This is a genomic window from Prevotella sp. P5-64 (genome assembly GCF_002251285.1).
Lineage (GTDB): Bacteria > Bacteroidota > Bacteroidia > Bacteroidales > Bacteroidaceae > Prevotella.
In genome coordinates, this window is sequence record NZ_NPJK01000010.1 from 124,859 (window position 1) to 137,070 (window position 12,212).

General features: G+C 49.1%; 9 protein-coding genes. 1 reads left to right on the forward strand and 8 read right to left on the reverse strand.

What is annotated here, in order from left to right; translation table 11 throughout:
• Positions 1-36 precede the first annotated feature (36 nt).
• The 8 genes from mobV to CIK87_RS03060 all read right to left on the reverse strand — a co-directional run bounded on the left by mobV (position 37) and on the right by CIK87_RS03060 (position 11,468).
• Positions 37-1,572: a MobV family relaxase gene (mobV, locus tag CIK87_RS03025; RefSeq protein ID WP_094385347.1), complete on the reverse strand. Its 1,536-nt coding sequence runs from the start codon at positions 1,570-1,572 to the stop codon at positions 37-39.
• Between the two features lie 159 nt (positions 1,573-1,731).
• A complete protein-coding gene (locus tag CIK87_RS03030) occupies positions 1,732-2,766 on the reverse strand; it encodes a DUF6371 domain-containing protein (protein ID WP_094385349.1) in 1,035 nt (344 codons plus the stop codon).
• A gap of 102 nt (positions 2,767-2,868) precedes the next feature.
• Positions 2,869-4,263 carry a DUF3987 domain-containing protein gene (locus CIK87_RS03035; RefSeq protein WP_094385351.1) on the reverse strand — a complete coding sequence of 465 codons (1,395 nt, stop codon included), beginning with the start codon at positions 4,261-4,263 and terminating at the stop codon, positions 2,869-2,871.
• Positions 4,250-4,582, reverse strand: a complete 333-nt coding sequence (locus tag CIK87_RS03040) for an AlpA family transcriptional regulator (RefSeq protein ID WP_094385353.1) — start codon at positions 4,580-4,582, stop codon at positions 4,250-4,252. The genes CIK87_RS03035 and CIK87_RS03040 overlap by 14 nt, the downstream gene beginning before the upstream one ends.
• 215 nt (positions 4,583-4,797) lie before the next feature.
• On the reverse strand, positions 4,798-5,724 hold the full coding sequence (locus tag CIK87_RS03045; RefSeq protein WP_094385355.1) for a DUF6043 family protein: 927 nt from the start codon (positions 5,722-5,724) through the stop codon (positions 4,798-4,800).
• 3 nt (positions 5,725-5,727) lie between these two features.
• Positions 5,728-7,062: a site-specific integrase gene (locus CIK87_RS03050; protein ID WP_094385378.1), complete on the reverse strand. Its 1,335-nt coding sequence runs from the start codon at positions 7,060-7,062 to the stop codon at positions 5,728-5,730.
• A 902-nt stretch (positions 7,063-7,964) separates the two neighbouring features.
• Positions 7,965-8,117 (reverse strand): hypothetical protein, encoded by a 153-nt coding sequence (locus CIK87_RS14240; protein ID WP_158214692.1) that lies wholly within the window; start codon positions 8,115-8,117, stop codon positions 7,965-7,967.
• Between the two features lie 543 nt (positions 8,118-8,660).
• A complete protein-coding gene (locus tag CIK87_RS03060) occupies positions 8,661-11,468 on the reverse strand; it encodes a response regulator (RefSeq protein ID WP_094385380.1) in 2,808 nt (935 codons plus the stop codon).
• A gap of 46 nt (positions 11,469-11,514) precedes the next feature.
• Between CIK87_RS03060 and CIK87_RS03065 the strand changes: the two genes are divergently transcribed.
• Positions 11,515-11,709 (forward strand): hypothetical protein, encoded by a 195-nt coding sequence (locus tag CIK87_RS03065; RefSeq protein WP_144008085.1) that lies wholly within the window; start codon positions 11,515-11,517, stop codon positions 11,707-11,709.
• Positions 11,710-12,212 lie beyond the last annotated feature (503 nt).

Here is a 12,212-nt window from a genome sequence, read left to right on the forward strand (position 1 = left end):
GAGAGTTTGAGCTGGCAAAGTGACAAAATGAAAGGATTATCTCTTTCTTTTTATACCATTCTTTCCTACCATCTTTGATGCTTGCAACAGACATCTTCTTCGATAGGCATCTTCCTCTTCATCTGGGTTGCGCCCGTCCCATCTCAAATCGGATGTCGTACCTCCACCTCCGCCAGAAGACGGGATTGGTCTGCCGCCAATAAGAGCATCAGCAATAGCCAGTACCTGGACTCGTATGGATGGTATGCTCAACTGATCAAGTAACTGGCGATAGGCGAAATCTTGCTGATGACTGCTGTCCGTTAGGGATTCGTAGTCACCACGCAATTGATTCAACTCTCGATAGTCTGCCAGCACGTTCTTCTGTGCTGCCTTCACTTGACGTTCTGCATCCTGCATATAAAGAGACTCAATCTTTCTGACTATTGATGTGAAGCGTTTAGCTATCTGGTCGTTCTGTTTGTCAAGCCATTTGTCAACACCGAACAATGGCGGTTTCTCAGTAATCCTTGGCGGGTCAAACTCGATCTTGTGGTTGCGGAACGGCTGAATGACACTGCTGACAGTTTCCACCTCCTTGGTCAGTTTCGCCAACTCGCTTTCCTTCCTGCCGATGGCAGCCATCTTGTCATAGACTTTGTTATGTAAATCTACAATCTGACGCTGCAAGCTTTTCCTCTCGTCCTCATAGTCTTGCAGGTGTATCTTGCCACTACGCAGCTTTCCTTCGAGGTCTTCCAGTTGCTTCTGCCGCTCTTCTATTTGAGTCTGTAGATTCGTCAGCATAGTTTTGAGTCCTTTGATAGCTTTCTCTGACTGATGTATGTCCTTGTTGAGCTTGCGAATGTAGTCACGCTTGCCAAGATGTTGAACTTGCCGTCCGTCTATGCTGTCACCACGGTCAAGGCCATACTTGTTACCGACCTCCTCATAGAGCGACGTATGCATTTCCTTCAGAATCTGGCCATATTCATACTTATTCTTTCCGAACTTGGCCGACCACATGACGCATTCCCGACCACTCTTTCTGCTGCCAACAGGAACTATCAAGGCGTGAATGTGCGGTGAAGATTCATCCAAGTGGACCTGGAAGCCGATGATGTTTTCCCGTCCATAGCGACGTACGCACCAGTCATATACATCCATCGCCCATCGTTCAATCTCTGGACATCGGTGCAAGTGGCTATTGTCTGCACCTCTGTCTGTACAAACCGTCTGGTCACCAAATGCCATCTGGAGTGTACGGTCATGGTTACCGCCAAAGATAAATTTTGCACACATGTTTGGTTGGTTCTTGCTTCCCTCCTTGAAGCTGTGCCACCTCAGTTGCTCCAATCTCTCTGCCAGGCGCACCTCCAAGGATTTCTCTTGATAGCCGAGTGTGTGAATTTTCCCATCGGGGCCAATCTCAAAGTTGAGATGCTGCCGTGTGATGTCATAGTGATTAGTAGGATCCTGGTTCTTTTGATCAAACCGTTCCTCGTTCCAACGACGCTCGTTCTCGTTTGCCTCTGCCGTGCTGAAGGATTTTGCTGCATCCATGTGCATGGCTTGTTTGATATCTGTTCTCATAATGTTTCCTATACTTTTATAAGGGTTGATAATTGAGCTTGCTCGTAACGGTCGGGACTGGTGCTTGCCAGATACCCGACGGGACTTTATTGCTGACAGGCAAAAAGTCCTTATTGTGTTATGGACTTTTATTCTCAGTCCACGAGAGCGAGCTCATGGTTACTCGACTAATTCCAGTTGCAGTTTGTCGATGAGTACCTGTAATGCAGGATTACACTCTATCATTCGCTGGAGAATCATCTGGTTGGTTTCCTGCATCAGGAGGAAGTCGGATATGTCAAGTCCCGCTTCACGCTGTTCATCAGTCGCCATCTGTTCCAAGACAGTTGAAACGGTTACGCTATTGCAGATAGGAGTGAGGATGGCGGACTTCTTTGTCCATTTCTCAGTCGCACCCAGATCTGGCATCAGAATAACATCCCTGTCATGGAGCACCCGCATGGTTTCCTCATTGAAGCACCCGTCCTTGCCACCTGTAGCGAGCCATAGGAAATCTGGCATGAAGTGGGATGCTATCAGACAGGTTTTCTCGCTTTCTACCAGCATGACAGTGGCAGAAGATGTGGCAAGTAGATGTTCTCCAAAGAGGCATTGCTTCAGATGGAAGTCTGGCAGTTTCAGTTCTGAGTGTACCCAGCAGACTTGTGGTATCGGCTCTTTGATACGGTGTCCGTCCTTGGGATTGTACCCCATCAGCTTTCCTGAGCGGACGTTGCCATCTTTGTCAATCTGCCAAAAGACGGTGGCGCCTCCCCATTTCTTGGAAGTTCCCACCTTGTAGCGTTCAAACTGGATGTTGGCAGCTTCCTTGCCAATGGTCCTGCATAGGAACTGGTATAAGGGATTGATGTCATAATGCGAGAGTGTCTTTCGCATAATGTCAGTTGACATGAAAGACGGGACCTCTGGTTCTGGCTTAACCATGACGGGCTTATTCGTCTTATCATATCTCCATGTTTCATTCTCAAAGTTGTTAGGCTTCAAGTCTGGGTTGTCCCTGAAGAAGTCTTTAGGCGTATAATGGTAGCCACACGAATCCTCATGGTCGCATCTTCCCACATAGTCGGGGAACTCAATCTTACCTTCCTCGTCAACATATCTGACAAAGCATCGCTTTCTTCCACATTGGGGACATGTTTTTTTGGTATTCTTTCCAGCTTTGTATTTCTGTAAATGGAATCGGTATTCATTCATAATTATAAATCTTTTTGAGTTATTGAATAAGGCTCGTTACACGATGGAACTTTACACTTTTACACTTTGGGAAAATGTAAAGTGTAAAATGTATCGGGTGTATCAGAGTAGCTTTTTGTATGCTCCATGTCTCGTTTTCTGAAGAATCCGTTCCTCACACATTCTGGCTAAATCCTTCTTCACAGTACTCTCACAGATTCCAATTTCTGCTCCTGCTTGGATAGCATCGGCAGTGGTGAAATCTGTCTGTACCAAATCAAGAAAGGCTTTCTTCAAAGGAGGCATGGTCTCTTTCTGAATGTGTGATCTGACGCTCTGGTACGACAGTTCCAGATAGTCATACATGCGGATGGCAGCCTGAACAGAGTGGACATCTATGTACTGCATGTGGATTTCGTCACAAGCCCATCCCAACAGCTGAAAGACCAAAGCAAGTCGAGCCACGTTGGAATCGGCTTTCATCATACGACTGTCGATGAGTCTTTCATCCTCTACGCTATTGGCTTTCTCAATGAGAGCATTTTTCCACTGGGCAAAGCACCTATAGGCATCTTTGCTCATGTCTAGCACCTTGGGTATGATGATACCTTTTTCGTCGTAATCAGGTTCCAGTGAAAGCAACTTATCAATAATCGCTTTCCACTTCAGATATACACACTCTGCCCTTCCGTTCCCTTGCGCACCTGCATCTGGGTTTTCCTCCATCTTGGGAATGTCTCGGTTCTTGGGGTGAAGGAACAAGATGCGGTCTATCAGTCCACTTGATACATTCTCTTTCGTGAAGAGTTCCCCAATTCGCTGCGTCTGGGTAGTACCGATAATGTTGATGCAGGGATGCGGAATGATGATGGGAACAGGGTTGTTACAACGGGACACCTTCAGGGGCTTGCCACTATAGGCGGTCAACAGCTGAGTTAGTAAGGGACTGTCATTGTAACGATAGATGCTATTGAAGAACCCCATGATTTCATCCACAAGGATTACGATACCACGCTGATTGTCATTGTGGATCCTCATCATGGCCTCCTGTGTGAGGTCGGAGAGAATGGTCTGCACGAGAACTGGTTTGTCGGAATCAATGGCGTTGCCTTTGTTTCCGGCATTAAGTTCTGCATAGCGTTTGTTCTCTTCAATGAACTTGCTGACCAGAAGAAAGTCATGTTCTTGAAGCGGACGGAACGCATAGTCAAGTGGTGGAGTTTTACCCTGCCCAGGTCTTCCTATCAGGATGACATACAGGGCTGGGCAACTCTTCCATGAGCCACGGATGCGGATGTGGAAACTGTTACCGATGGCGGTAGCTGCTGCCGATAGCATACTCAGAGTCAGATACTCCAAATCGAACTGCTCTATGCGGGCCACCTCAAAGATGATGTCCTGCAGCTTCTGAGGGAAGGTATCGAGGGGAAGACCGATGTCTTTCAGGCCTTTGGCTTCCATACGGATTCTGTTGGTTAGAGCCAGAATACCTTGGCTGTTGTTCTCAATCTTTTCCATAGTTGCCAAATGATTTGTTCTGAACTCCGAGAATCTTCTTTACATCCGATTCACGATACTTTACCTTGGAACCAACCTTAACAGGCTTCAGGTACCCTTTCTTGTCCCAATGCCAGAGGGTGGCATCGCAAACACCGAGGCGTTTCTTTGTTTCTTCTTTGGTTAGCAGGCAATCTTCCTTGTTGTCTTGCATGACCATCGCAACCTCATTGACAGCGCGACTTATCAGTTCCTCTGAGAAGTTGCGCAAGTCCTCACCGGTAATCTCTAACTTGATGTTAGCATTACCTGTCGAAAGAATAGACATTAAATCTGTCATAGCTATACATGCGCCACCAGATTTTTGACCCTCTCATCTTGGTGGCATTATAGATGAAAAAGCCACCGCTCCACTTGGAACGATGGCACAAAAGTATAGCTAAAAATAATTGATTTTCAACAACTTGCATTTCTTGTATTTCGGCGAAATAGGAAGCGAAATACAAGAAATCGATTTGGGCAGAAAAACATTGAAGACGTGCTCAAATAATCGGATTATTGAGCAGAATTATCCGTTGATTGCAGCTTCTTTTTGAAGTCATCAATGTACTTCCGTTCAAGGTTTGTCGGCAATAGTAAGTCCCCTGCCTCATCAAAGATTTTGCGAAAAGCTATCTGGAAATTCCTTGTTCCTTTCAAGTCTATTGTTGGGACAAGTTCCTGAAGTAATTTGTGGAAGGTTGTAGCATTACACCTATCAAGGAATCCGAGTTCTTGCAGCGCAGCATAGAGATAAGACATATCTGGGGCAGTATGCCTGAAAGCGAGTATGGCTTTAATGTGCTCTATCACCTCTTCCTTGTTTGAACATAGAAGGTAATCCTCGAATGAGGCCTTTGGTGTTGCCATATCTGCCTTCTCGACTAATGGGCGTGTACTCTTCACTTCCTCGATAACATTATCAGCCACATTTCCATTTCTCATAGCTTCTTTGTCTGCCTTAAAGAGAACCCAGTCTTCCTTGGTTCGCATCTTGTTCCTGATACTTCCTTTGATGACGAACTTAATCATAACCTTGTATATCCATTGCTCTGCCTTACCACATTTAGGGTCAGCGATTTCTGCTTCCAATCGTTCCACCATCGTTTCGTAGCACTTGCCATAATAAAGCCAAGCTAAGAGACAGGGAACAATGGATGAGGATTCCACGTGGTGGAACTCATCGACTAACAGAGACGCTGTGTTCTCATCTGCAACAAACGTTTCAAAGTCTTTCTCTTGGGGAGTTATGTCACCATGAAACTCACTCCTTGCCTTTTTCATCAGCTTGGGTGCCAATCGCATCGCCAGAGAGTATACCTGTTGAATACTCTGGTATGACTTGCTATTGATGTCTTCCACGAAGGCATCGTATTCATAGAGATGGTTGTCAAGCCAGTTCTTTATTTCCTGCTTGAATTGCTCAAAATCTTGCTTAGCCATAGTCTAATCCAATAATTTAACCAAGTCTTTTTTCATTTCCTCATCAATATCTCTATATCTCTGGAAAGCCTTGCTGCCTTCCTTATGACCAGACAGGGCTGAAACGAGATTGGGATCCTTTACCTTTCTATAAATGTTACCGATGAAAGTCCTTCGTGCCATGTGACTACTGGCAACTTCGTGTATGGGGCGTTTCACCTCTTCTCGTGTCAGAGGGTCTAACGTGGTGACAATCCTATCAATGCCAGCAAGCTTGAAAAATTCTTTGATGGCCGTGTTGTATTTCTGTTCTGAAATGAAGGGAAGCAGGCTTGGCCCGGCATAATCCTTATAGCGTTTGAGGATTTCCTTCGCTTTTTCGTTTAACGGAACACGAACCGTTAAAGGACGACCTTCTTTCGTTTTCTTTGGTATATACTCGATAGCACCATTGACAACGTTCTGCTTAGTCATCCTATAGAGGTCGCTCACACGGCAACCAATGAGTGACTGAAAGATGAAGATGTCACGTTGGATGGCAAGTTGTGGCCTAGCAGACAGGTCTGCATTCCATATTTTTTCCCTTTCTTCTAATGATATATAAATAGGTGTACCATACTTACACTCCTCAATGGGGAACTTGTCAAATGGGCGATTCGTGGTTTTATCATTCTCATAACACCATAAGAAGAATGTTCTGATTCGTGAGAAGCAATCTATCAGTGTATTCTTGCCTCTGGGTTGTGGTGTTCGCTTTTCAGGAATGTCTTCATAAATCTGAGGATATTTCTCAAAGTACTTGTATTCGTTCTCAAAGAAGTCCCACATGTCAGCCAGCGTTTCTTTGGTAACATCATTCACATCAAGCACAAAGTCTTTCTTGTTCCGCTTAACCTTCCTAACATAAAGTTCGTATCGAAGCAGGGAGCGTTTGACAACCTTGAAATTCTTTTTACGAACCTCCGAAAGGCGGTGCTTCTCCAAAAACTCATCAAACAGTTGCTCAAAGGTCTGCTTCTTTTCTCCTTCAGGAGTAAACTTATCAGGATTATAGTATCTGACAAGAGCTGCCTTCAGCCAGTCCTTATCCAGATTATCCTTATCTCGGCTGTATTCCTTCTCGATGAAGCCTTTGAGTTTACGTAGTTCCTCATTGGTCTCAGAGCGAAGTTTGGGGTCACAAACAGCCTTTGACTTGACGCATTCATTCTTTTCATCCCATAAGTTGGGGTTAATGGAAAGTGCCGTTTGAGCAACGGAATCTAATCGCCTGCCATCCCTTAGACGCACGTATATGGTGGCTGTCGATTCTGTGTCATAACGCTTTGCTGACTTCTTGATAATGAACGTAACTTTCATACTTCTTTTTTGATGGTGGGGAAATCTGGGGACAAAGATAATACTATTTCTGGGTATCACCAAAGATTTTCCCCACATTTTCCCCACATCTGCTAAATATCTTGCAAATCGACTAAATACCATTAAATTTGAGAAGATGACGTAAACTACTGAAAACCAATGTTTATTAAGCAAATTTGAATGACTATCATTTTTATCCCCTTTAATCGATTTTAGCATTTTCAAATGCGGCTCTGGGTACAAGGAAGCAGCCAAGTGTTATTACTATAACGCTTGGCTGCTTTTTTGAGCCCCATTCCCCAACCCGCCGCAAGGGCAAAGCGCACCAATAGAAGCCCCATCCCAACCTTTCCCAAGGGGAAGGAGTCTTGTCTAAACGCCTCAAACACAGCAGGAAGCAGCTCCCGCCCCTTGGGGAGGGCTGGGGAGGGGCTTTTGGTTTGCCTCCGCAAGCAGCAGCAACTCTGTAGGAGTTGCGATTTCACAGCCCAGGGTTGCGGGCGAAGCTCGCTACCCTGGGTAACTGCCCCCACTAACCTGGCAACTCTGTAGGAGTTGCGCTTAGCCGAAGGCGTTACTTGTAGTGTATATGCCCATATACCTTGAATATGCTATCGCAAGAAGCTACAAAAAGATTTGTGGCTTTTCAGGGCTTCGCCCTATGCGTCCGTGTGTGTCGGGAGATATCTCGAGAACGAGCTCTCGGATATTCCCCGCCACCCCCATCCGCGCCTGCTTGGTGGCAGGCTGAAAAGCCGCAAATACAAAAAGTCCGCCGTTGGCGGTAAAAAAAGTCCGGCTAACGCCGGTACAAAAAAAGATTACCTTATTTTCTATCGGCAGGTGTCAAACAGATGGAATGACACAATCAGCTGTTTTTTTACCGCCAAAGGCGGCTTTTTTTACGGCCGCTGGCCGCTTTTTGAACCATGCCGGCTGTTGTCGTCATGCAAGGCATGGCGTTGGGGGAAGGCGGCGACGACAAGGAGGAAAACTCGTTTTCCGACTGCCGTCACCGACAGCCACAAAAAGGCGAAGCCGACAACATCCGCCATGGCTTTTTGTGTTTATATCAACTTATTACATAAGTAGGTAATAATGGATTAACCCCGCAATTGGCCTCCCGCAAGCAGCGGCAACTCTGTAGGAGTTGCGATTTCGCAGCCCAGGGTGGCGGGCGAAGCACGCTACCCTGGGTAACTGCCCCACTAACCTGACAACTCTGTAGGAGTTGCGTTTAGCCGAAGGCGTTACGCGCATGAGGATAATGAGTAGGAATGGGTAGATGGTTATTATCAGATTGAGTATAACGCCTTCGGCTAAGCGCAACACTTTACCTTTCCGCGTCGCAAAGCGCCGCGCCGGTGACCTTCGGTTCAGCGTTGCTCCACCTTATTATATATATACCCAGGGTAGAGGCGCTGCGCACCTCAACCCTGGGCTATGGAAACGCAACTCCTACAGAGTTGCCAGGGGTGCGTTCTGTCCACCATAGAAGCCCCATCCCAGCCTTCCCCAAGGGGAAGGAGCCGCACCCAACAGCCTCAAACACAGCAGGAAGTAGCTCCCGCCCCTTGGGGAGGGTTGGGGAGGGGCTTTCAATTATCCTCCACTCCTCTCCTGATATCCTTCGGCGTCACGCCATACGTCTTGCGGAAGGCGTGGTAGAAGCTCGAGGTGTGTTCAAAGCCGCAGCGGCTGGCTATCTCGTCAATGCCCATCCTCGTGTCGTTCTCCAGCAGATGTCGGGCACGCTTCATCTTGATTTTCATTACAAACGAGGCGGGCGAACAGCCCGTTATCGCCACTATCTTGCGATGGAACTGGCGTGAGCTCATGCACAGCTTGTCTGCCAGTGCATTGATGTCGAGCGCCTGCTTGTCGAGCAGCAGATAGATATGGTCTACGGCCTTGGCTACAAACCTCCGCTCGGCATCGGTGAGCCTGCCCTCTTCGTCGTTGTTGCTGCTTGTCATGCCATCGCCAAACTTGCTGCGCAGCGAGCGATGCCTGTCAAGCAGCTTCTCGACCACCGTGCGCAGCTCGTCCACATTGAACGGTTTGGAGATATAGGCGTCGGCACCCGCTTTGATACCCTCGATGCGCTCCTGCTCCGTAATCTTCGCTGTGACGATGACGATGGGGATATGGTTGACCACCTCGTTGGCCCTCACGCGTCGGCAGAGCTCCAGACCATCCATGTCGGGCATCATCACGTCGGTCACTATCAGGTCGGGCACCAGGTCTATCGCCTTCTGCAGTCCGTCGCCTCCGTTGGTGGCATAAGCCACGCTGTAGCGGTCGGCGAGCAACTTGCCTATATAGGCTGCGATGTCGCGGTTGTCCTCGACCACCAGCACCGTGTACTGGCTGTCGTCGCAGTCGCAGTCGGTGAGCGCCTGTTCCTCTGCCGGCAGCACCGGCATGTTGTCCATCGTCTTCTCCGTCAGCTTGTTCTCGCATACGTTGTTGATGGGTATCTCTATGCTGAATGTTGTGCCTTCTCCCACCTTGCTCCTTACGCTTATCTTGCCATGCACCGAGTCTACCACGTTCTTTACCAGTGCCAGACCCACACCCGTGCCTATGTTCTTGGCGTCGCTCTCACCCTGGTAGAACGGTTTGAACGCATTGGCTGCCGTCTCTTCGTCCATGCCTTCGCCCGAGTCGCTCACCTCCACGTGCAGCGTGTCCTCGATGCGCCATATCGACACGTTGATTTTACCGAACTCCGGCGTGAACTTCAGCGAGTTGGATATCAGATTGTTCAGCAGCTTGCTCACATAGTCGGGCACAAAGTCCATCGTCACCTCCTCCTTGACATACAGCTGCAGGTCGATGTTCTTGCTGCGGGCGTAGTCGCGATAGGTGTCTACGAGCATCGTCACATAGGTGGTGATGCTGCCGTTGCGCCAGTCCAGCTTGCCCTCCTTCGACTTGAGCTTCGAGATGTCGAGCAGCTGGTTGATGAGTGTCAGCAGACCCTTTCCCTGCCGCTCTATGGTCAGCGCGTGGCTCTTCACCTCGTCCTGCGGGTTCTTCTGCAGTTCCTGACTCAGTCCGAGTATCACGGTGAGCGGCGTCCTGAACTCGTGGGTGATGCTCGTGAAGAAGTTTTCTCGCATCTGCGCCACCCTCTTCAGGTTCATGTGGTTGTGGTGGTTCACGCGCTGTGCGTAGAAGAATATCACCAGCGCACAGCTGAGCAGCAGCACTATGATGACGAAGATGACGCTGCTCACCATCCGTGCCGACCGCTCGCTCTGCAGCGTCATATTCGCCGCGTCCATCATCCTTGCCTGCTGGGTGCGTTCGATGGCGAGTCCCGCGTTCTGTATGCGGTTCACCTTCTCCATGTCTACCACGCTGTCCTGCATCGCGCCCGCCTTCTCGTGGGCTGCGAGCGCCGCACTGTAGTCGCCCGTGCGTTTGTAGTGCTTATAATATAAGGTGTAGACCTCTGCCAGATATTCATACGACTTGATTTCCTCCGCCATCCGCTTTGCCTTGCCCAGGAAGTTAAACGCCCTGGCGTTGTCACCCTTGGTCAGGTTGATGCTTGCCAGCGCGATGAGCGAGTTCAGCGCATGCCAGTCGTCGTGCGAAGCCTTCATCAGCTCGTAGGCTTTCTCATATTCCTCCTCTGCCTTGTCATACCGTCGCTCCCGTTCATACATCGAACCGTAGTAGGTATGGCAGAGCGAGATGCCAAGCATGTTGTTCACCTTCTGGTTCAGCTCCATCGACTTGCGGAAGTACGCCCACGCCGAGTCGTTCATGTTCTGATGGCGGAAGATGGAGCCTATGTTGGCGTAGTTGATGGCTTGCCCCAGTTCGCTCTTCAGCTCTTTCTCGCCGGCGAGCGCCATGCGCAGCGCACTGTCGGCGCGCTCGTAGTTGCCCACGGTGAGGTAGATGTTGCCCAGTCCGTTGAGCGCCACCACGCGACTCTTCTTCGCCACGTGCGAGGTGTCGCCGCTCGCCTTGCTGATGGTCCACGCGCGGTAATGGTAGTCTTGCGCCACGTCGAGCACGCCCAGTCTGCGGTAGTCGGTGCCCAGGTTGTTGAGCGCCTGCACCATCTCCAGCGTGTCGTCCAGGTCTTCGGCGAGCGTCAGCTCTTCGCCGTGGTAGCGCAGCGCCTCGTCAAAGAGGCTCTCGTTGCGCATCTTCCGGCCTATCTCTCTGCACACGATGATGCGCCCCAACACATTGCCTTCCTTCTCCATACGCTTCTGCAGCATACGGAGAGTGTCGATATTGTGTGAAGAAGAGATGAGGCTGTCCAGACTTTTGCGCACGGCCATAGGAGTCGTCGCCTGTCGTTGTCCGCAGGCTACCATCAGCAGACCGATTACCATCATGTACCACAGTGTGGTGGCGTTGCTCTGTCGTGGGGTATTCATAAGCAGCACTTTTTTGGAGGAGTATTAGGTTATGCTTGCAAAGATAATGATTGTTATCGAAATACAAATCTTTTTTCCCTTTTTTCTTCTTCCCCCCGCGATTTTTATCATTTCATCGCTGGCGATGGTGCACATCATGGTAGCAGGGCCAGTCGCGTCGCCCGAACAGATAGTAAAGACACTCCGAGCCATCGCCCCCCATCCGCATTTCCGTCATTGCGACGAATACGGATGGTTCTGATAAAACAGAATTAACCTTCTTCGTCGTGTTCCATATTAATTAGGGCATTTGTGATTAATAACGCATCGTAGATGGTACGCTCCCAACGACCATGAGTAGTTAGCCCAAGGTGGATGGTGCGCTCCCTGCTGTAATGTATGGTTATCCCATAGCAGGCGGTACGTACCCTTGGCAACTCTGTAGGAGTTGCGTTTCCCCAGCCCAGGGTTGAGGTGCTCAGCGCCTCTACCCTGGGTATTGAACCATAAAAGGATAGCAACGCTGAACCGAAGGTCACCGGCGCGGCGCTTTGCGACGCGGAAAGGTAAAGTGTTGCGCTTAGCCGAAGGCGTTATACTCAATCTGATAATACCCATCAAAAAATAGCAGCCCATCATCCTGCCGTGGGTAACGCCTACGGCTAAACGCAACTCCTACAGAGTTGCCAAGGCAGAAAAGCCCCTCCCCAACCCTCCCCTCCCCAAGGGGCGGGAGCTCCTCGCAAATGCCTTAGATAAAGTAAA

What these genes read in the sequence shown, in the direction of transcription:
- CIK87_RS14240 (WP_158214692.1), bottom strand. Translation starts at nt 8,117, where the DNA reads ATGGCGGATGTTGTCGGCTTCGCCTTTTTGTGGCTGTCGGTGACGGCA.
- CIK87_RS03050 (WP_094385378.1), bottom strand. Translation starts at nt 7,062, where the DNA reads ATGAAAGTTACGTTCATTATCAAGAAGTCAGCAAAGCGTTATGACACA.
- mobV (WP_094385347.1), bottom strand. Translation starts at nt 1,572, where the DNA reads ATGAGAACAGATATCAAACAAGCCATGCACATGGATGCAGCAAAATCC.
- CIK87_RS03040 (WP_094385353.1), bottom strand. Translation starts at nt 4,582, where the DNA reads ATGACAGATTTAATGTCTATTCTTTCGACAGGTAATGCTAACATCAAG.
- CIK87_RS03035 (WP_094385351.1), bottom strand. Translation starts at nt 4,263, where the DNA reads ATGGAAAAGATTGAGAACAACAGCCAAGGTATTCTGGCTCTAACCAAC.
- CIK87_RS03045 (WP_094385355.1), bottom strand. Translation starts at nt 5,724, where the DNA reads ATGGCTAAGCAAGATTTTGAGCAATTCAAGCAGGAAATAAAGAACTGG.
- CIK87_RS03065 (WP_144008085.1), top strand. Translation starts at nt 11,515, where the DNA reads ATGATTGTTATCGAAATACAAATCTTTTTTCCCTTTTTTCTTCTTCCC.
- CIK87_RS03030 (WP_094385349.1), bottom strand. Translation starts at nt 2,766, where the DNA reads ATGAATGAATACCGATTCCATTTACAGAAATACAAAGCTGGAAAGAAT.
- CIK87_RS03060 (WP_094385380.1), bottom strand. Translation starts at nt 11,468, where the DNA reads ATGAATACCCCACGACAGAGCAACGCCACCACACTGTGGTACATGATG.